Raw genomic sequence first — 21,017 nt, 5'->3', positions numbered from 1 at the left:
AAAAAGAGAAAAGAAAATAGATGGTTTTACAATCTATTTTCTCTTTTCTCTTTTCTTTTTTCTCAAACAAATGTAAAATGAGTAAAGAAGAAATATTAAAAGCAATAGAAGAAAAATACGATAAGTTAGGTGTTCCTGTTGAAGCAATGCTAGAAGGACTGCTTTGGAGTGAGCCTATAACTTATTGGGATTACATACAAACAGATGCACTTTTAGGGTTACAAATTCCTAGAACTACGTTGCCAGATGAAATGGTTTTTATCATGTATCATCAAGTAAATGAGTTATTGTTTAAAATGATTTTGTGGGAAATTGATCAGGTAGCAAAATCTGAAGAAATTACAGCAGAAAAGTTTTCTAAACATCTAATGCGTATTAGCCGCTATTTTGATATGTTATGTAGTTCATTTACAGTAATGGGTGACGGAATGGATGTAGAACAATATTTGAAGTTCCGCAATACACTTACACCAGCAAGTGGTTTTCAAAGTGCACAATACCGTAAAATTGAGTTTGCATCTACCGATCTTATTAATTTAATTGATGCTCGTTATAGAGATACGATTGATAGAAATTCATCATTTAAAAATGCTTACGATCATTTGTATTGGCAAGCAGCAGGGAAAAACTATACCACAGGTCAAAAAACCACCTTATTAACGTTGTTTGAAAAGAAGTATATGGGTGATTTTATCGATTTTATGGAAGATTATAACGATTGTAACCTTTCAAAAAAATTCAAACAATTACCAGATGATGTTCAAAATGATGAAGCGTTAATCAAAGCAATGCGTCATTACGATTATACTGTAAATGTAAAGTGGGTAATGGCTCATTACAATGCCGCAGGAAAATACCTTGGAGGTGAAGAAGGTGATATAGAAGCTACTGGTGGTAGTAACTGGCGTAAATACTTGCATCCTAAATATCAGAGAAGAATTTTCTTCCCATATCTATGGAGTGAAGAAGAATTAAAAAACTGGGGAACTTTTTAACCAGTATAACAATAAAATAAAAGCTGTTTAATGTTCCGTTAAACAGCTTTTTTGATTTTTGGAATAGTAATTGTTTATCAATTTTCATAAGTTTGAATATTATGAGAAAAAGAATATTATTTTTTACGTTTTTAGTCGTTGTGCAAAGTTTCTTTGCGCAAGAAAACCCTGTAGCATATAAGAGCGGTGAGTGGTTACGATTTGATATGAGTTATAGCGGATTTTTAAAAGCAGGAACGGCTGTTTTACAATTAAAGGAGAAGAACTTAAATAATAAAAAAGTGCTTCATGCTGTAGGAACTGGAAAAACAACAGGAGTTATTAGCTGGTTTTTTAAGGTTGAAGACAGGTATGAGAGTTATTTTGGAATTGATAAAGTTCAACCGTATTTATTCAAAAGAAAAATTGATGAAGGTGGGCATAAAAAGAATCGTCATATAACTTTTAACCATCAAAAAAATACGGCATACGTTCAAGATTTTTTGAAACAAAAAGATACATTGATTTCAGTAAAATCCCCTCAAGATATGATTTCTACCTTTTATTTCTTAAGAAGTCAAGATACAGAAAACATGAAAAAAGGTGAAGAAATTGAACTCGATATGTTTTTTGATAATAAAAGTTATCCGTTCAAATTACGTTTTTTAGGCAACGAAACGGTTAAAACAAAGTTTGGTAAAGTAAAAACCCAAAAGTTTAGACCTTTAGTTCAAGCAGGTAGAGTTTTCAAGGAAAAAGAAAGTGTAACTATTTGGATTTCAGCAGATGATAATAAAATACCTATCAAGATGAGAGCTTCTTTAGCTGTTGGTTCATTGCGTGCAGATTTAGATGCATATAGAGGTTTAGCAAACCCTTTTGAAATTGTTGTAGATTAAAAAAGTAATATATGCTGTTTATGAATTGTTAAAGTGTAAGAAAAAATACTATTTATTTGTACTTTTGCGCATAAACTCAAATCTAAAGCAGCTTTTTTTGAAAAAAATAATCCTTCCATTTATTATCGCTTTTCTTTTGTTTTCTTGTAAAGAAGAAAAAAAAGATGTTATACCAGAACCTGTTGAAATAAAAGAACCAGAGCCAGTTATAGCTTACGGTTTTAATTTAGATAATTTTACTGTTATTAACGATACGATTAAGGAAGGCGAAAGTTTTGGGGTGATTATGGATCGACATCGTGTGATGTATCCTAAAATAAATGAAATCGCTACAAAAATTAAAGATACTTTTGATGTAAGAAGAGTTCGATCAGGAAGAGCATACACAATTTTAGCATCCAAAGACACCTTAGAACAAGCAAAAGTTTTTATTTATAAACATAATAAAGTAGAAGCTACAATTATTGATTTTAAAGATTCTATAATTTCAGCATATAAATATAGAAAACCAATTAAAACGGTTGAAAAAGAAATAGCAGGTGAAATCTATTCAAACCTTTCGATTACGATGGATAGTTTACAACTAAAACCAACACTTACGAATACCGTGGCAGATATTTACGCATGGACATTAGATTTTTATCGATTACAGAAGGGAGACAAGTTTAAATTAATCTATGAGGAAAAATTTATAAACGATACCGTTTTTGTAGGTTATGGAGAGGTAAAAGCAGCTGTTTTTAGCCATGGAGGTGAAGATTTATATGCGTATAAATTTGTTGCAGACTCAATTAAGAAAATCCCTGAATATTACGATCAAGATGGAAATATGTTGCGTCGGGCTTTTTTAAAATCTCCAATTAAATTTCAATACCGAATTTCTTCACGTTATAATTTAAGAAGAAGAATTAAGTTATACGGTAATAAAGTAAGAGCTCATAAAGGAACTGATTTTGCAGCTAGATATGGAACAGAAATTATGACTACTGCTAGCGGAACAGTTGTAGAATCTGCTAGAAGAGGGGGGAATGGAAACTATGTTAAAATAAAACATAATAGTACCTATACAACGCAATATTTGCACATGAAAAGACGTAATGTACGCGTTGGAGATTACGTAAAACAAGGAGATGTAATAGGTTGGGTAGGTATGACAGGAAATACGAGTGGTCCGCATGTGTGCTATCGTTTCTGGAAAAATGGTAGACAAGTAGACCCGTTTAGAGAAAAGCTCCCTTCAGCTGAACCTTTAGCCGCAGAGATAAAACCTACTTATTTTGAGTTTATAAAACCACTGAAGACACAATTAGACAGTATACAATTTCCTCAACCAGAACCTCTTTCATTTAAAGAAAAAGAAATATTAGCTACGAATTAACTATGCCTTTACTTAACATAAAGCCAAATGAAACTGTTGCTTGGGATAAATTAACAAAACATTTTCAACAAGCAAAAGAGTATGAGTTGAAAGAATTGTTTCTTAAAAATAAGAACAGAAAAGAAGAGTTTTCTATTTCTATAGATGAATTCCAATTCGATTTTTCTAAAAATAGAATTACTCAAGAAACGATAGATTTATTGGTTTCATTGGCTGAAGAAGCGGAACTAAAAGATGCTATTGAAAAATACTTTTCAGGAGATAAAATTAACGTTACTGAAAATAGAGCAGTATTACACACAGCTTTAAGAAGTAGTTCTGATACCCCAGTTTTTGTTGAAGGAAAAGATGTAAAACCTAAAATCCAAACGGCTTTACGTAAAATGAAAGCCTTTAGTAATAAGGTTATTTCAGGGAAATGGAAAGGTTTTACAGGAAAACCTATTACAGATATTGTTAATATAGGTGTTGGAGGATCAGATTTGGGACCTCAAATGGTTGTTGAAGCACTTCAGTTTTATAAAAATAAGCTAAACACTCATTTTGTATCTAATATTGATGGAGATCATGTAGCGGAAGTTTTAAAAAGAGTAAACCCTGAAACTACTTTGTTTATTGTTGTTTCAAAAAGTTTTACAACTCAAGAAACAATGAGTAATGCAAATACCATTCGAGATTGGTTTTTAAAATCAGCCACAGTTTTTGATATTTCTAAACATTTTGTTGCAGTTTCATGTAATATGAAAGCTGTTGATAGTTTTGGAATTGATAAGAAAAATGTATTCCCAATGTGGGATTGGGTTGGAGGTAGATTTTCTCTTTGGTCTGCAGTAGGTTTGTCAATTTGCTTATCTGTTGGATTTGATAATTTTAAAGAGTTATTGAAAGGAGCAGAAAAGGTTGATGAACATTTTAGAGCAACTAATTTTGATGAAAATATTCCAGTTTTATTAGCTTTACTAAGTATTTGGTATAACAATTTTTTTGATTCTGAAACAGAATTAGTGCTTCCTTATAGTCAATATTTAGCAAAACTTCCAGAGCATTTACAACAAGCTATAATGGAAAGTAATGGTAAAAATGTTGATAGAAATGGAGATGAAGTCGATTACCAAACCGGAACCATTATTTGGGGAGGAACAGGAGTAAACTCTCAACATGCGTTCATGCAATTACTACACCATGGTACTAAATTAATTCCAGCGGATTTTATTGGTTTTAGAGAACCATTATACGACTTTGAAGACCATCATGAGAAATTGATGGCAAACTATTATGCTCAACAAGACGCACTAGCTTTTGGAAGAACAAAAGAAGAAGCTCATTTAGAATTGAAATTAAATGGTCAAACAAGTCAAATAAACCAACTTTTACCATATAAGGTTTTTAAAGGGAATCATCCAAGTAATTCCATGCTATTCGATAAACTATCTCCCTATACTTTGGGAATGTTATTAGCTATTTACGAACATAAAATTTTTACTCAAGGAGTAATATGGAATATCTTTTCATATGATCAATTTGGAGTAGAACTAGGAAAAGAATTGGCTCAAAAGAACTTAGTTAACGATTAAACCTCTGTTAATCGTATTGATTTTTATTTCTTTAACTTATAATTAGGTTTTGTTAACAACTCTGTTGATATGTAATTAACTGGTAATCAGATTTGTTTTTTAGTTTTATTAACTTAAAGCGTCTTAAATTCTTGTTAAAACTTAACATTAATTTAATATTAGCCATATGTAAAAGCAGGATATTTGCACCTGCATTTAATAACAATTAGATTAAAAAATGAAAACATTTAAAAATGTATTACTTGTAGCTTTGTTTTTTGCAACAGCTACGGTTTTAGGTCAAACAAAACTTACTGGTAAAGTAGTTGACGAAATGGGGGAACCATTACCAGGAGCTAACGTTGTAGTTAAAGGAACTACAAACGGATCAGCTACTGATTTCGACGGAAAATTTATGCTAAACGCTAGCTCAAATACAGGAGCAGTAGTAGTATCGTTTGTTGGTTATACCAATAAAACTGTTTCTTTTTCAGGAGCTTCTGATTTAGGAACAATCGCTTTAGAGCCTTCTAATACTTTAGAAGAGATAGTTGTAACTGCGTCAGGTGTAATTGATTTAGCTGAAGATAGAAAGACTCCAGTAGCAGTGTCTACTATTAAAGCTTCTGAAATTCAAGCTAAATCTGGAGCATGGGACTTACCAGAAGTATTAAAATCTACTCCTTCTGTACAAAATGTTAAAGCAGGAGGTTTTGGAGATGGTCAAATGTTCTTACGTGGATTTGATCAAACTAATACGGCTTTCTTATTAAATGGACAGCCTATTAATGGAATGGAAGACGGTAAAATGTACTGGTCGAATTGGTCAGGAGTTATGGATGTTGCTAACGCAATTCAAGTTCAACGTGGTTTAGGTTCTTCTAAATTAGCTATTTCTTCAGTTGGAGGAACTGTAAACATTGTAACAAAGACTATTGATAATAAAGAAGGTGGTTATGTTAGACAAACAATAGGTAACAATGCATATACTAAAACAACTGCTTATTATTCTACAGGAGTGTCTGAAAAAGGATGGTCTTTCTCAGGAATGTTTGGTCACTGGCAAGGTGATGGTTATGTAGATAATACTCATGGTCAAGGTCAAACGTATTTCTTATCTGTAGGATACCAACCAAATGAGAATAATACATTCAATTTCTTATTAACTGGTGCTCCTCAATGGCACGCTGCTGCTGGAAGAGGAACTATACAAACATTCTTAGATAATGGAATTAGATATAACGACTGGAATACAGATAACGTAAATAGCCCTAATACATTAGGAGGTTCGAAAGTTTACCCTGGAGGACGTAACATATACCACAAACCAGTAGCAAACCTTTCTTGGGACTGGACAATTAATGAAAAATCATCTTTATCAACAGTATTATACGGTTCATTAGGTAGAGGTTCTTTTGCTTCTTTAATTACAGATAGAAATACTGGAGAAGCATTATATGCTAGAGGTTCATATAACAACCATAACTGGTATGGTTTAGTATCTAATTATTCTACAAAATTAGCTGATAACCTTGATTTTAACGTAGGTGCAGATGTAAGAGCATATAACGGTATTCACTTTAGAGGTGTAAATGAGTTTATTGGTGTTTCTTCATTAGATGAGTCTAGTGTTTTCTCTGGTAACTATACAATTACTAACTCTTACGGAGGTATCAATCCTTGGTCTGCAGTATTTAACCCAAATTCAGATCATGATCAAAGATTAGGTTATGATTATGAGGAAGATATTACTTATTATGGATTATTTACACAATTAGAATATTCTAAAAATGCATTTTCTGCTTTCTTCCAAGGAGCTGTTTCAAATCAAGATCACGTAAAAACTGATTATTATAACTTTACTGAGGCAACTGATTCTGAAAAAGTTTCTAATTTTGGATATAATTTAAAAGTAGGAGCAGCATACGAAATAAATGAAAATCATAAGATTTTTACCAACGCAGGTTATTATTCTCGTCAACCATTCCATGATGATCTTTTTGATAATATCAGAAACTCTAATGATTTAATTATTCCAGCAGTAGATAATCAAGAGATTACAGGATTAGAATTAGGTTACCAGTTTGGTAGTGAGTATGTTTCAGCTAATTTAAATGGTTACTATACTAAATGGGCAAATAGAACTTTATTATCTAACAATGGAGAAGTTTTTGATACTCCTGCTTATGAGTCTTACCAAACACAAGGTGTAACACAGATACACTCTGGAGTTGAGTTAGAAATAATGACTAATCCTTTACCAGGTTTAAAGCTAGATGGTTATGTGTCTATTGGAAATTGGGAATTTGACGGTAATGGAAACCAAAGAACTTTTAACTCAGATGGAAATCAAATAGGAACAGAGCAAGAGGTAGTATTAGATGGATTTAAAGTTGGTGGAGCAGCTCAAACAACTGCAGGTGTTATGGCTAGCTATAAAGTTTTACCTACTTTATCTATAGATGGTAACTGGAATTTCTATAAAAATCTTTATTCAACAGGTTCTCTAACACAAGCAACATTTAAATTACCAACTTATAATTTAACTGATTTAGGTTTGTCTTTTAGTCCTAAATTAAAAGAAGGTACTTATTTAAAAGGTATTAGCTTTAGAGTTAATGTAGATAACGTATTTGATGAGTTATATTTAGAGTCTGTAAATGGAAATACTCAAGCTTCTAGCAACCCATCAGAAAACTGGAAAGGTGTAAATACAAGCAATAATGGACGTTTTGGTTATGGTAGAACATGGAACGCATCTGTTAAATTAAGCTTCTAATATCTATAACAGATTAAAATAAATTCAAAAACCACCTCGTACGAGGTGGTTTTTTTATGCAGAAAAATCAGTACTTTTACAGATATAAAATTTAAAAATCATGATGAAAACTTTACACTCTTATTGGGCATACGTTGTATTAGCAGTTTTAATATTTACGGTGGTAAATGCTATTATAGGATTAGTACAAAAAAAAGAATTTACCCACAAAGAGTTCCGTTTAGGGTTATTTACATTAATAACAGCTCATATTCAATTATTAATTGGTTTAGGATGGTATTTTATGTCTCCTTGGTATAAAGCTTTAAAAGCTAATGGAGGAGAAGTAATGAAAGAATCAGCAGCAAGATTACTAGCTGTAGAGCACCCATTAATGATGATAATTGCTATTGTATTAATAACAATTGGATGGTCTAAACACAAAAAACAAGTAAAAAGCGAAGCTAAGTTTAAAACCTTTGCCATCTTTTACGGATTGGCTTTATTACTAATTCTCTCAAGAATTCCTTGGAGCAACTGGTTTTAAGATAAAATTATAGTCCCGCTTTCGCGGGATTTTTTATTTTTACGCACTAGTAAAGTTTTAAAAATGAAATCGGTATGTTTTTGTAGCGGTTTTAATTAGTAAAAAACTAAACTAGTAAACAACAAAACAACTAAATAGAATGAAGATTTTAAGTTATATTCTCTCATCAATCTTTGCATTGGTGTTTTTTTCGCTATTGTTAATTTTTCATCCAATACAATGGATTGGGTTGAAGCTTTTTGGTCAAGAAGGGCATCAAAATGTAGTAAATTTCATGAATTGGTTTCTTGTTAAATCGTTATTGATTTTAGGAATACGAGTTCAATTTGAAAACAAACACAACTTACCAGAAAATACCACCTTGATTTTTGTAGCCAATCATCAAAGTACATTTGATATTCCGCCAATTATTTGGTATCTTAGAAGACACTACCCAAAATTTGTATCAAAAAAAGAACTAGGAAAAGGAATTCCTAGCATTTCCTTCAATTTAAAATACGGAGGAGCTGCTTTAATTGATAGAAAAGACCCTAAACAAGCCTTATCTGAATTAGGAAAGTTTGCTAAGAGAATTAATAAAAATAATTGGTCTGCAGCTATTTTTCCAGAAGGAACCCGAAGCAGAACAGGAAAACCAAAGGCATTCTCTGTAAACGGACTTAAAATGATCGCTAAATACAATCCAGAAGCCTATGTTGTTCCGCTATCAATCAATAATTCGTGGAAAGTATTTAAATACGGAAAATTTCCATTAGGAATAGGAAGTCCTATAAAGATCCAAACTCACGAACCTATAAAAGTAAACAGTTTACCGTTTGATGAGTTAATAGCAAAAACTGAAGCAGCAGTAAAGTCTGGGATATACTAGATATACTTAAACGAAAACAAACAACAATAAATATAAACCCTTAAATTATGTCGATACAAAACATTAGAAAGGAAGTAATGCAAACGCTGGAAAAAAACATTGACAGTTTTGTAGACAAATTCTTGATGCCAATCGAAAAGATTTGGCAGCCAACCGATTTTCTCCCCAATTCACAAAAAGATTCTTTTATTGATGAAGTAAAAGAAATTCAAGAACTATCAAAAGAACTTGATGATGATTTTTGGGTGGTTTTAGTAGGAGATACTATTACTGAAGAAGCTTTGCCAACGTATGAGTCGTGGTTATTAGACCTTGATGGAGTAACACAACAACCAGATAATGGTTGGGCAAAATGGATTCGTGCTTGGACAGCGGAAGAAAACCGTCACGGAGATGTGTTAAACAAATATTTATATCTTTCAGGAAGAGTGAATATGCGAGAAGTAGAAGTATCTACACAGCATTTAATAGCAGACGGATTTGATATTGGTACAGCTACCGATCCGTATAAAAACTTCGTGTACACAAGTTTTCAAGAGTTAGCAACGTACATTTCACACAATAACGTAGCTAAAATTGCCAAAAAGCAAGGACACAAAGCCTTGGCAAAAATGTCTAAAATCATTGCAGGAGATGAAATGCGTCATCACCTAGCGTATACAGAGTTTGTAAAGGAAATCTTCAAGATTGACCCAAGTGAAATGATGTTGGCATTTCAACACATGATGAAACACAAAATTGTAATGCCTGCAATGCATTTAAGAGAGTCTTTTGGAGAAAAAGGAAGCTTATTTGATGACTTTTCAACAGTAGCGCAAAGAATAGGTGTATACACTGGCTTTGACTATGTTGACATTCTTAAAAAGTTGAATGAAACTTGGGAAATTGATAAAATCACCAATTTAACTCCAGAAGCAGAAAAAGCACGTGATTTCTTAATGAAATTACCAGACAGAATGTACCGAATCACAGAACGTATCGTAGTACCTGATACAAAGTTCAATTTTAAATGGATGATTCCTGCATAAATTGATTAAGTAGCGTCATTACGAACGGTAGTGAAGTAATCTTCTGGTTTATAGTTATTCTACAAACAGATTACTTCGTCATAAATTCCTCGTAATGACGTTATTTTTTAATAACAAAGGCATCTCTGTCATCCAAAAAGCGAAATCGATTACGAATTTTCGTTTGTGCTTCTTCATTTAATTCTACTATCAATACTTCTTCAGTTCCTTGGTTGTTTTTAGCAAAACAGTTTCCTAAGGTATCATAGCAAACGGTATTACCAGTATATTCATAATCTTTAGCGTCTACTCCTACTCTATTCACACCAATGGTATAGCTCATGTTTTCGATAGCACGCGCTTTTAATAAGCTGTCCCAAGCTTCAATACGAGGTTTAGGCCAACTTGCCACATACAGTAATAAATCATAATTATCGGTGTTTCTAGCCCATACAGGAAAACGTAAATCATAACATATTAACGGGCAAATTTTCCATCCTTTGTAGTCAACGATGATTCTTTCAGTTCCTGCAGAAAATACTTCATGTTCGCCTGCTAGCGTAAACGTATGTTTTTTGTTATACGAATCTATTTTTCCTGAAGGATGCACAAATAATAAACGATTGTAAAAATTATTATTTTCACTAATAATTATACTTCCAGTAATAGCAATGCTCTTTTCTTGTGCTAAATTTTGCAACCATTGTACTGTTTCTCCTTCCATAGTTTCAGCAACTGCTGAAGCATTCATGGTAAAACCTGTAGTAAACATCTCAGGTAAAACGATTAAATCAATCTCGTCTGATAAACCATTGATTTTTTTTTCAAATCGTTTTCTGTTTTCTGTTGGATTTTCCCAAACCAAATCCGATTGAATCAAAGCTACTTTTAAAATATTCGTTGTATTCATGAATATGCACCGTTTGTATTATCAAAAATAGGATAAAAATTGTACTTTCGATTTGGGTAAAAGAAAACAACCGATTTTCCTTTCGCCTAACGCCTAATACCTTTTTACTCTAAAAAATATGCAGTCTTTTATTTCAGAAACGTTAGATACTATTTTACAAAACACCAAATCGTTTGAAAATGTTGTGTTTATATTGCCTTCACAAAGGGCAGGAGTTTTTGTAAAAGAAACGTTTAAAAAGAAAATTTCAGCAGGTTTTTTACCAGAGATTATCAATGTTGGTGATTTTGTTGAAGAAGTTTCTGAAATGAAAAAGATTGATGCTGTTCAGCTACTTTTCCATTTTTATACAATCTATAAAGAACAAGAAGAAAATCCAGATTCTTTTGATGTGTTTTCATCGTGGGCATTTACAGTGTTGCAAGATTTTAATGAGATCGATCAGCATTTGATTAACACACGAGAGATATTTGTGTATTTACGAGATATTCATCGCTTACGAAAATGGTCAGTAAAGGGAGAGTTTCAAGAAACTGAACTGGTGAAAGATCATTTTGCTTTCATGGAAAAGTTGAATAAATATTACGATGCTTTTTATGAGTTTTTGATTAAAAATAATATCGGATATCAAGGAGTTTTATACAGAGAATCAACTAAAAAAGTAGCGGATTTCATCCATAGAAATCAACAGAAAAAATACTTTTTTATTGGGTTTAATGCGTTAAATGCTGCGGAAGAATTACTGTTTGAACAATTGTTGTTAAATGGAAATGCTGAAGCTTATTGGGATATTGACAAAACGTTTTACGAAAGTCAACATCAAGCAGGAAGCTTTTTAAGAAAGTATAAAACTCGATGGAAATTCTATCAACAGAACCCAATTCAAACGATTAAAGAATATTTTTCTGAAAAGAAACATATTGAGGTAATTGGAGCGTCTAAAAACATTACGCAGATAAAATACGCAGGCGAAATTTTAGCAAAACTTCCTAATTACAACAATACAGCATTGGTTTTGGCAGATGAAACTTTGTTGCCAATTACCTTAAATTCATTACCCGCAACTGTAAATGCAGTTAACATTACAATGGGGTACCCCTTAAAAGATGTTCCTACGACAAGTTTAGTATTTGCTATTTTCCATCTATTTATCAATCAAGAAAAGTTAGAAAAGAAGAAAGAAAATCTTTTTTATCATAAAGATGTAATTCGATTAGTAAAAGATACCACCATTTATCGATTATTACAGATAGATGAGCAAACCAATATAGCAGATACACTTTCAGAAGCGATTGCTAATGAAAATAACACGTTTGTTAGTCAAAAAGAGATTGTAACATTTTTGTCTGTTGCAAGTGAAGAAGTAAAGAAAACTATAACGACAATTTTTAATCCGTTAGTATCAATTAGTGAGTTTTTAAACAGAATTATAGAGTTAATCAACTTGTTGAAGGAAAATACTAACGAGTTAGAAAAGGAATATTTATTCCGTTTTTACACAGCATTTACTCAGTTGCAAAACTTACATAATGAATTTGGATATGTACAAGATTTAAAAACTTTGCATCAATTTTTTAGACAACTAATACAATCTGAAAGTTTATCATTTCAAGGAGAACCCTTACAAGGCCTGCAGTTAATGGGAGTATTAGAAACACGTGTATTAGATTTTGAAAATGTTATTATAACTTCTGTGAATGAAGGAGTTTTACCTGCAAATCAGCAACAAAACACGTTTATTCCTTTTGATGTAAAGATTGAATTTGGGTTGCCAACCTACAGAGAAAAAGATGCGCTATTCTCCTACCATTTTTTCCGATTGTTACAACGTGCTAAAAACATTTACATTTTGTACAATACAGAGCATGATGTATTTGGAAGCGGAGAAAAAAGTCGTTTTGTAACGCAGTTAGAAATGATGCGAGACGATATTACCGAAAAAATAGTGAGTCCTAAAGTACTAACATCGCCTGTTCAATTGAAAGAAATTCAGAAGGATGAAAAAGTTCTTGAACGCTTACAAGAATTAGCTCAAAAAGGGATTTCTCCATCAGCATTAACCAATTATTTGTACAATCCGATTGCCTTTTACAAACAGAAAATTTTAAAAATTAATCAACTAGACGACGTTGAAGAAACAGTTGCTGCAAATACGATGGGAACTGTTGTGCATGATACCTTAGAAGAATTATATAAACCCTTTGAAGGAAAATATTTGCAATTAGGAGATGTTGAAAATATGCAGAAGAAAACCAAAGAACTCGTAACTTTTTATTTTTCAAAACATTTTAAAAACGGAGATTTAACTACAGGAAAGAATCGATTAATTTTTGAAGTTGCAAATCGTTTTGTAGAGAATTTTTTACTAAAGGAAAAACAATTGCTGAAAGATGAGAATAACCAACTAAAAATAATTGCTACTGAGCAGGAATTGTCTTCAGAAATAAAGGTTGAAGGAATTGATTTTCCAATAAAAATAAAAGGAATTGTTGATCGAATTGATGAACTCAACGGTGTTACTAGAATTATTGATTATAAAACAGGAATGGTTGATAGTACGAACTTAAAAGTACTCGACTTTGAAGTGATACGCGATTTAAAATACCACAAAGCCATTCAGGTAATGTTATATGCGTTTTTATATACTCAACACACACAATTTAATTTTGAGAAACGATTGGCAGCAGGAATTATCTCCTTCAAAAACTTAAAAAGTGGCTTTTTACAGATGAATTTCTCATCCAACTATCGAACTCCAGATAATGCTATTACAGAAGAAAAATTAGGAGAATTCATGGCTGAAATAAAAAGCATTTTAACAGAATTGTACAATCCGGCAACTAGTTTTGTTGAGTCTGCCGATTTACCGTATTAAATAGCGGAGCATATCGGAGTCGAACACTAAACCTTCCCGACTTATCGGGACGCTCTAGCCAACTGAGCTAATGCCCCAATAAAGATTGTTATGCATTTACATTATTAGAAATGACTTAATATCAAATATAACATTTTTAAGGATGCGCATTCACCCAAACCTCGCCATCTTCAAAAAATTCTTTTTTCCAAATAGGTACTGTTTCTTTTAAGGTATCTATAGCATATTGGCAAGCTTCAAAAGCAGCTTTTCTATGCGGAGAAGAAATCGTAATAATTACAGGGATATCACCAATAGTTAACAAACCTTCTGCATGATGAATGGCAATCTTTTTTACTCCAAATTTTTCCAAAGCAGCATCCGCAATTTTTTGCATTTCCTTAATTGCCATAGGCTTGTAGGTAGAAAAATCTAGTTGAGTTACTTTTTTGTTTTGTGTAGCATTTCTTACAGTACCTACAAAAACAGCGATTCCACCACAAGAAGGATCAGTTACAAAATCGTAACATTCTTGTAAATTAAGTTTTTCAGAAGAAATTTTTATAGAAGTCGTGCTCATATAGGTATGTAAGTTTAACAAAGATAAAAGATTGAAAGCTTAAAAAGAATAGAAACCAATCAGATTTAAATAATTATTTTTGTTAGCTGAAACAGAACACAACTTAAGATGAAAACATTGAACGATTTCAATTTCGAAAATAAAAAAGCATTAATCCGTGTAGATTTTAATGTGCCTTTAAACGATAGTTTTGAAGTAACAGACGATACAAGAATTCAAGCAGCAAAACCAACGATTATAAAAATATTAGAAGATGGAGGTAGCTGTGTGTTAATGTCGCATTTAGGGCGTCCGAAAGGTAAAGAAGATCAGTTTTCGTTACGTCATATTGTTAGCAAAGTAACAGAAGTGTTAGGTGTACAAGTGAAATTTGTTGATGATTGTATAGGCTCAGCAGTTGAAGAGGCAGTAGCAAATTTAAAAAGCGGAGAAGTTTTATTACTAGAAAACTTACGTTTTTATCCAGAAGAAAAAGAAGGAGATGTTGCCTTTGCCGAACAATTATCTAAATGTGGAGATGTATATGTAAATGACGCTTTTGGTACTGCGCATAGAGCACATGCTTCTACTGCAATTATTGCACAATTTTTTCCAGAAAATAAATGCTTCGGAAACTTATTAGCAACGGAGATTGAAAGCATCGATAAGGTATTAAACAATTCAGAAAAACCAGTAACGGCTATTTTAGGAGGCGCAAAAGTGTCGTCTAAAATTGGTGTGATTGAAAATATTATTGAGAAAGTAGATCACATTATTGTTGGTGGAGGTATGACGTTTACGTTTATCAAAGCTTTAGGAGGTAAGATAGGAAACTCATTAGTTGAAGAGGATAAATTAGAGTTGGCATTAGAAATTTTAGCGAAAGCAAAAGAAAACAATACAGAAATTCATTTACCAGTAGATGCAGTTATTGCAGATGCTTTTTCAAACGATGCGAATACGCAAGTAGTAGATACAAACGAAATTCCTGATGAATGGATGGGGTTAGATTGCGGACCTAAAACCGTTGAAAAATTTGCTAAAGTTATCGCAAAGTCTAAAACAATTTTATGGAATGGTCCTTTAGGAGTTTTTGAAATGGAAAAGTTTGCACAAGGAACCATTGGTTTAGGAAATGCAATTGAAGAAGCAACTAAAAATGGAGCGTTCACACTTGTAGGTGGTGGAGATTCGGTTGCTGCGGTAAAACAATTCGGATTTGCTGATAAAGTGAGTTATGTATCTACAGGTGGAGGAGCAATGTTAGAAATGCTAGAAGGACAAACCTTACCTGGTATTGAAGCAATTTTAAAATAATTCGTCATTTCGAGTGGTAGCGAGAAATCTCATAAAGGAGTAACTTTTTAAATTAAAGATTTCTCAATTGTACCTCTTTCGAAATGATCATTGGTTTACAGTAAATCTTTAATAATTACAGAATAAATGAAATACACAACACTACCCAATACCGATGTAAAAGTTTCTAAAATTTGTTTAGGAACAATGACATGGGGTCGACAGAATACGGAAGCAGAAGGTCATGAACAAATGGATTACGCCTTAGAGAAAGGGGTAAACTTTTTTGATACGGCGGAACTATATTCTGTACCAGCAACACCAGAAACATACGGAGCTACGGAAAAAATTATTGGTTCTTGGTTTAAGAAAACAGGAAACAGAGAAAAAGTAGTGTTGACGTCTAAAATCGCTGGAGGTGGAGATTATACGGCACACATCAGAACAGGTGGTTTCAATAGAAAAAATATATCTGAAGCGATTGAAGGTAGTTTAAAACGTTTACAAACCGATTATATTGATTTGTATCAGTTACATTGGCCAGATCGTGGAGTGAACTGTTTTGGAGTGCGTGATTATCCGTATAAAACTTCTACTAAAGAAGCTGAAAAGCATTTAGAGATTTTAGAAACCTTGAACGATTTTGTAAAACAAGGAAAGATAAAGCATGTAGGTTTGTCTAACGAAACACCTTGGGGAACGATGAAATATCTGCAAACAGCAGAACAACACGGTTTGCCAAGAATGGTTACGATTCAAAACTCATACTCGTTAATTCATAGAGGATATGAAGTGGGAATGTCTGAGGTTTCTATGAGAGAAAATATTGGCTTACTAGCCTATTCTCCATTAGCACAAGGAGTGTTAACAGGAAAATATATTGATGGAAAAACTCCAGAAGGAGCAAGAGGAACTTTATTTCCAAGGTTTATCGCTAGATATAAAAATGAAGGTTCAGAAAAAGCAGTTTTAGCGTATCAAAAAATAGCAACTAAACACGGATTGACATTAACAGAGCTGTCTTTAGCATACATCAATCAGTTACCATTTGTAACCAGTAATATTATTGGAGCTACGAAAATGAGTCAGTTAAAAGAAAATATCAATTCTATCAATATTGAATTGTCAGAAGATATTTTAGCAGAGATTGAAGCGGTGCACAAAGTAATCCCGAACCCAGCACCGTAATGTAAATAGAAATAAGACAAAAAAAACCGAAGTAATCTTACTTCGGTTTTTTTATTTTTTGTTTAAAACTATTCTTCAACTATTTTAAAAGAAGTAGCTTTAAATCTTCCGTCTTCTACTTTTCCAGTAACTTCAGCTTTTCTAACTACATTACAAAAACCAGTATTTTCATTATGAGAGTCTCCATAATCGTCTATGTGAGCACCATCAACAAAATAGGCTTGCCCATCAACTTTAACTGCTAAATCGCATCCGTTTTGGGTTTTCAATCCAAATTTACATTGTCCGCATGAAGCTTCTACTATTTGTGTTTTTTCTTTTGGAGTACTACAAGCCAAGATTCCGAAGAAAAAAAGAAATACTAGTTTTTTCATATTATTGAGAGTTTTAAGTTACTAGTTTGGGTAGGATTATTAATATCCTATTTTACCTCGAACCCTTTGTAGCACATCTTTAGCTATTATACGAGCTTTTTCTGCACCTACAGCTAAAGCTTCATCAATTTCATGACGGTTTTCCATGTAGTGGTTATATTTTGTGCGTACATCAGCAAATTTATCAATAATTAGTTCATAAAGAGCCTGTTTAGCGTGTCCGTACCCATAACCTCCATTTTCATAATTAGCACGCATTTCAGCAATTTGCTCTTCTGAAGCTAATAATTTATATATAGCAAAAACATTGTCAGTATTTGGGTCTTTTGGGTCTTCTAAAGCTTTACTGTCCGTTTGAATAGTCATAATTTGCTTACGTAACTTTTTGTCTGGTAAGAAAATATTAATGAAATTATTTCGAGATTTACTCATCTTTTCACCATCAGTCCCAGGAACTAATTTGGTGTCTTCATTTATTTTTGCTTGAGGCGGAACCAATGTTTCACCCACAATATTGTTAAATCTGTTGGCAACATCGCGTGTCATTTCTAGGTGCTGTAACTGGTCTTTCCCTACAGGAACAACTTCAGCATCATACAATAAAATATCAGCAGCCATTAACATAGGATACGTAAATAAACCAGCATTCACATCTGCTAAGCGATCTGCTTTGTCTTTAAAACCATGTGCTAAAGTTAAACGTTGAAACGGAAAGAAACAGCTTAAATACCAAGTTAACTCAGTAGTTTCAGGGATATCACTTTGGCGATAAAAAACGGTTTTGTTAATGTCAATACCACAAGCAAGCCAAGTAGCCGCTACACTATAGGTGTTTTCGCGCAATTCGTTACCATCTTTAATCTGAGTTAAAGAATGCATATCTGCAATGAAAATAAACGATTCGTTTTGTGAATCATTAGCCATTTCAATAGCAGGTAAAATTGCTCCTAATAAATTTCCTAAATGTGGGGTTCCTGTACTTTGTACACCTGTTAAAATTCTTGACATAAATCTGTTTTGAAAATTTTTTACTTAAGTAAGCAAAAATAAGCTTAAAATTCATCAAACAAAAGAAATTACTACATTCGCATTTCTTATTTAATCTTCTTTTTTAAGTTGATAAGAAAAAAGAGTTATCCATTTTTAATTTTAGAGGCTTGAAGTATATTTTTTTCCCTATTCGATTTATTTGGCGTGTTTGGTTTTACTTGTTAATGGTCGCTTCAATTTTGTTAATGGCTCCTTTTATGTTGATTTTAACATCAGATGAAAAGTACTATCCAGTTTTTTGGAAAGTTGTTAGAGCTTGGGCTTTCTTTTTAATTTACGGAATGGGTTTCCGATTAAAAATTGAAAAAGAGCAAGAGATTGATAGAAATAAAAGTTATATGTTTTGTGCAAATCATGCTTCTTTTTTAGATCCTTGGGTGTTAATAGCCATGAGTAAAAATCCAATTGTTTTTGTAGGAAAAAAAGAGTTGGTAAAGTTTCCTGTTTTTGGGTTCTTTTACAAGAAAGTGGTTATTATGGTTGATAGAAGTGATGCAGAAAGTAGAAGAAAAGTATATGAGCAAGCACATAGCAGATTGAAAAACGGAACAAGCGTAGCTATTTTTCCTGAAGGATTGGTTCCTGATGAAAATGTAGTTTTAGCACCGTTTAAAAATGGAGCGTTTAGTTTAGCAATTGAACACCATATACCAATAGTTCCTCAAGTATACTATGATGGAAAACGTTTGTTTTCTTGGGATTTTTTTAAAGGATCTCCTGGAACATTTAGAGTAAAACAATGCAGTTTTATTGAAACAGAAAACTTAGTTCAAGAAGATAAGAAAAAACTTAAAGAGCAAACTTACAGTATTATATACAATGAATTGGTTAATGATGAGTTGTATATGAAAGATACAAACCGATTAAATAATGAGTGAGAAATTAAATCATCGTTATAGTGATAAAGAGGAAAGACTTAATGTGCTTTCTCATGGTTTAGGATTGCTTTTAAGTATTATTGCTTTTCCTTTATTACTGCAAAAATCATTTGAATATAATGCTTTTTGGAAGGGTATTAGTTTGGTGATTTATGGAATCAGCATGATTGTTTTATACGCAGCATCTACTTTTTATCATGCTGCTAAAGAGCCCAAGCTTAGACGAAAACTCAATATTTTTGATCATGCTGCTATATACGTGCTTATAGCAGGAACATATACTCCTTTTTGCTTGCTGGTTTTATCACCGAATTTAGGTTGGTATTTATTTATTGTTGTTTGGAGTTTTGCGTTAACAGGCGTCGTTTTAAAGTTGTTTTTTACAGGAAGGTTTGACAAATTATCAACAGCATTATACTTATTAATGGGTTGGCAAATAGTCTTTTTAATTAAACCGTTAATTGATAGTTTTTCTAGCGAAGGATTATTCTATCTTTTTTTGGGAGGTGTTTTTTATACTGTTGGTGCTGTTTTTTATTCGATTAAAAAACTAAAATACAATCATGCAACGTTTCATGTCTTCGTATTATTAGGGAGTTTAAGCCACTTTATAGCTGTTTATTTCTGTATCTAAGAAGACCAATTAATAAAAGGATGTTTACTTAAGTTTGAGTTGTAATATTTTGCGATACCTGTAACTTCTTCTCCTAACCATTCTGGTTTTGTGAAATTTTCATTTTCATTTTTTAGTTCAACTTCGGCAATTAGTAAACCGTTGTTTTCTCCTAAAAACTCATCTACTTCAAAAGTATGATTATCAATTTTTACTAAGTATCGGTATTTTTCTATAATCCCTTTTTCACAAAGATTAAAAAGACTTTTAGCTTCATTTTTATCAATTTCTTTTTCCCATTCAAAACGGGTTGTTCCGCTAGTATTTGAAGCTCCTTTTATAGTCAAAAAACCTTTGTCGTCTTTTATTCGAACTCGAACTACTCGTTCTTTGTCTGAATTTAAAAACCCTTGTTTTATATAATTTTTTTGAAATGAACTTTCTTTAAAAGCTTCTGATTTTACTAAGAATTTTCTTTCTATTTCTACAGCCATACCAAAATGCGTCAAATTTGTACGAAAGTACCATTTTTATAGCCAATATTAAATATCTTTGATTGATGATTTTAACTGATAAATTCGATTAAATGGCGGTTGTTGCTACCAAAGCTATTGTTTTAAGTTCACTAAAGTACAGTGATACAAGTTTAATTGTAAAGTGTTTTACGTTACAAGAAGGTGTGAAGTCGTATATGTTAAAAGGGATTTTAAAAGCTAAAAAAGGAAAATTAAAGGCAGCTCACTTTCAACCGTTAACACAATTACAAATCACAGCAAATCATAGTAATAAAAGTTCTTTACACTCTATTAAAGAAGTGCAGGTAATTCATCCGTATGAAACAATACATACTTCAATAGTAAAGCAATCTATCATATTGTTTTTGTCTGAAATATTATCAAAAATCATTCAAGAAGAAGAAGAAAATATTCCATTGTATCAGTACTTAGAAACCTCTTTAGTTTGGATAGATACTCACGATGAGGTGGCTAATTTTCACTTGTTGTTTTTATTAAATTTATCAAAGTATTTAGGGTTTTATCCTGATACTTCCGAATCTGATAAAAAAGCCTTTAGTTTGTTAGAAGGAAGTTTTACTGATTTGGTATATGAAAAAGGGAATTTAACAGGTAAAGAAATTAATCTTTTTAAAAGCTTGTTAGGCATAAATTTTGATGCAATAAATTCAATTTCCTATTCTAAAAATGATAGGCAAATTATTCTTCGAATTATCATAAAATATTATGAATTACATTTAGAAGGATTTCGGAAACCCAAGTCGTTAGACGTGTTAGAAACTGTTTTTAGTTAATT

The 21,017-nt window shown here is 32.2% G+C and carries 19 protein-coding genes and 1 tRNA gene; 14 read left to right on the top strand and 6 right to left on the bottom strand.

The genetic code is table 11. The annotated features are described in order from the left end of the window. The first annotated feature begins 77 nt into the window (after nucleotides 1-77). From Q0663_RS00590 to Q0663_RS00555, 8 genes are all read left to right on the top strand, one after another. On the top strand, nucleotides 78-995 hold the full coding sequence (locus Q0663_RS00590; RefSeq protein ID WP_299004737.1) for a tryptophan 2,3-dioxygenase family protein: 918 nt from the start codon (nucleotides 78-80) through the stop codon (nucleotides 993-995). A gap of 101 nt (nucleotides 996-1,096) precedes the next feature. After that, nucleotides 1,097-1,873: a DUF3108 domain-containing protein gene (locus tag Q0663_RS00585; protein WP_299004734.1), complete on the top strand. Its 777-nt coding sequence runs from the start codon at nucleotides 1,097-1,099 to the stop codon at nucleotides 1,871-1,873. A 97-nt stretch (nucleotides 1,874-1,970) separates the two neighbouring features. Continuing rightward, a complete protein-coding gene (locus tag Q0663_RS00580) occupies nucleotides 1,971-3,251 on the top strand; it encodes a peptidoglycan DD-metalloendopeptidase family protein (RefSeq protein WP_299004732.1) in 1,281 nt (426 codons plus the stop codon). Between the two features lie 2 nt (nucleotides 3,252-3,253). Further along, nucleotides 3,254-4,825 carry a glucose-6-phosphate isomerase gene (gene pgi, locus Q0663_RS00575; RefSeq protein ID WP_299004728.1) on the top strand — a complete coding sequence of 524 codons (1,572 nt, stop codon included), beginning with the start codon at nucleotides 3,254-3,256 and terminating at the stop codon, nucleotides 4,823-4,825. A 217-nt stretch (nucleotides 4,826-5,042) separates the two neighbouring features. Further along, nucleotides 5,043-7,583, top strand: a complete 2,541-nt coding sequence (locus Q0663_RS00570) for a TonB-dependent receptor (RefSeq protein ID WP_299004726.1) — start codon at nucleotides 5,043-5,045, stop codon at nucleotides 7,581-7,583. A gap of 103 nt (nucleotides 7,584-7,686) precedes the next feature. Next, nucleotides 7,687-8,109, top strand: coding sequence for a hypothetical protein (locus tag Q0663_RS00565; RefSeq protein WP_120186089.1), 423 nt, complete (start codon nucleotides 7,687-7,689; stop codon nucleotides 8,107-8,109). A gap of 139 nt (nucleotides 8,110-8,248) precedes the next feature. Further along, nucleotides 8,249-8,977 carry a 1-acyl-sn-glycerol-3-phosphate acyltransferase gene (locus tag Q0663_RS00560; protein WP_299004723.1) on the top strand — a complete coding sequence of 243 codons (729 nt, stop codon included), beginning with the start codon at nucleotides 8,249-8,251 and terminating at the stop codon, nucleotides 8,975-8,977. Between the two features lie 47 nt (nucleotides 8,978-9,024). Next, entirely contained in the window at nucleotides 9,025-10,005 is a 981-nt protein-coding gene (locus Q0663_RS00555; RefSeq protein WP_299004720.1) for an acyl-ACP desaturase, read from the top strand. A 100-nt stretch (nucleotides 10,006-10,105) separates the two neighbouring features. On the opposite strand, the gene Q0663_RS00550 is transcribed toward Q0663_RS00555, so the two are convergent. After that, the gene (locus tag Q0663_RS00550) at nucleotides 10,106-10,894 is read right to left on the bottom strand and encodes an amidohydrolase (protein WP_299004717.1); all 789 of its coding nucleotides are present in this window, start codon (nucleotides 10,892-10,894) and stop codon (nucleotides 10,106-10,108) included. Nucleotides 10,895-11,012: 118 nt separating this feature from the next. On the opposite strand from Q0663_RS00550, the gene Q0663_RS00545 reads away from it, so the two are divergent. Beyond that, complete coding sequence (locus tag Q0663_RS00545) at nucleotides 11,013-13,769, top strand: PD-(D/E)XK nuclease family protein (protein WP_299004714.1); 2,757 nt, start codon at nucleotides 11,013-11,015, stop codon at nucleotides 13,767-13,769. A 4-nt stretch (nucleotides 13,770-13,773) separates the two neighbouring features. Here Q0663_RS00545 and Q0663_RS00540 read toward each other — a convergent pair. After that, nucleotides 13,774-13,846 (bottom strand) — tRNA-OTHER (locus Q0663_RS00540). A gap of 59 nt (nucleotides 13,847-13,905) precedes the next feature. Further along, complete coding sequence (locus Q0663_RS00535) at nucleotides 13,906-14,328, bottom strand: molybdenum cofactor biosynthesis protein MoaE (RefSeq protein ID WP_299004711.1); 423 nt, start codon at nucleotides 14,326-14,328, stop codon at nucleotides 13,906-13,908. 108 nt (nucleotides 14,329-14,436) lie between these two features. Between Q0663_RS00535 and pgk the strand changes: the two genes are divergently transcribed. Together pgk and Q0663_RS00525 are read left to right on the top strand one after the other, a co-directional pair. Beyond that, the gene (gene pgk, locus Q0663_RS00530) at nucleotides 14,437-15,624 is read left to right on the top strand and encodes a phosphoglycerate kinase (protein WP_299004707.1); all 1,188 of its coding nucleotides are present in this window, start codon (nucleotides 14,437-14,439) and stop codon (nucleotides 15,622-15,624) included. Nucleotides 15,625-15,750: 126 nt separating this feature from the next. Then, entirely contained in the window at nucleotides 15,751-16,791 is a 1,041-nt protein-coding gene (locus tag Q0663_RS00525) for an NADP(H)-dependent aldo-keto reductase (protein WP_299004704.1), read from the top strand. Between the two features lie 68 nt (nucleotides 16,792-16,859). On the opposite strand, the gene Q0663_RS00520 is transcribed toward Q0663_RS00525, so the two are convergent. Together Q0663_RS00520 and trpS are read right to left on the bottom strand one after the other, a co-directional pair. Then, nucleotides 16,860-17,165, bottom strand: a complete 306-nt coding sequence (locus Q0663_RS00520; protein WP_299004701.1) for a DUF6370 family protein — start codon at nucleotides 17,163-17,165, stop codon at nucleotides 16,860-16,862. Between the two features lie 39 nt (nucleotides 17,166-17,204). Then, nucleotides 17,205-18,173 (bottom strand): tryptophan--tRNA ligase, encoded by a 969-nt coding sequence (gene trpS, locus Q0663_RS00515; protein ID WP_299004699.1) that lies wholly within the window; start codon nucleotides 18,171-18,173, stop codon nucleotides 17,205-17,207. 227 nt (nucleotides 18,174-18,400) lie between these two features. Here trpS and Q0663_RS00510 point away from each other — a divergent pair, with 227 nt between their 5' ends. Together Q0663_RS00510 and Q0663_RS00505 are read left to right on the top strand one after the other, a co-directional pair. Next, entirely contained in the window at nucleotides 18,401-19,093 is a 693-nt protein-coding gene (locus Q0663_RS00510) for a 1-acyl-sn-glycerol-3-phosphate acyltransferase (RefSeq protein WP_299006298.1), read from the top strand. Continuing rightward, nucleotides 19,086-19,727 carry a hemolysin III family protein gene (locus Q0663_RS00505; protein ID WP_299004697.1) on the top strand — a complete coding sequence of 214 codons (642 nt, stop codon included), beginning with the start codon at nucleotides 19,086-19,088 and terminating at the stop codon, nucleotides 19,725-19,727. Before Q0663_RS00510 ends, Q0663_RS00505 begins: the two co-directional genes overlap by 8 nt. On the opposite strand, the gene Q0663_RS00500 is transcribed toward Q0663_RS00505, so the two are convergent. Further along, complete coding sequence (locus Q0663_RS00500; RefSeq protein ID WP_274633882.1) at nucleotides 19,724-20,200, bottom strand: CYTH domain-containing protein; 477 nt, start codon at nucleotides 20,198-20,200, stop codon at nucleotides 19,724-19,726. The genes Q0663_RS00505 and Q0663_RS00500 overlap by 4 nt on opposite strands. A 92-nt stretch (nucleotides 20,201-20,292) precedes the next feature. Here Q0663_RS00500 and recO point away from each other — a divergent pair, with 92 nt between their 5' ends. Further along, nucleotides 20,293-21,015 (top strand): DNA repair protein RecO, encoded by a 723-nt coding sequence (gene recO, locus Q0663_RS00495; RefSeq protein ID WP_299004694.1) that lies wholly within the window; start codon nucleotides 20,293-20,295, stop codon nucleotides 21,013-21,015. The last annotated feature ends 2 nt before the right edge of the window (nucleotides 21,016-21,017 follow it).

Source organism: uncultured Tenacibaculum sp. (assembly GCF_947504135.1).
Taxonomy (GTDB): domain Bacteria; phylum Bacteroidota; class Bacteroidia; order Flavobacteriales; family Flavobacteriaceae; genus Polaribacter.
Note: the sequence above shows the minus strand (reverse complement) of the source record. Positions and strands in the feature narration are given on the sequence as shown.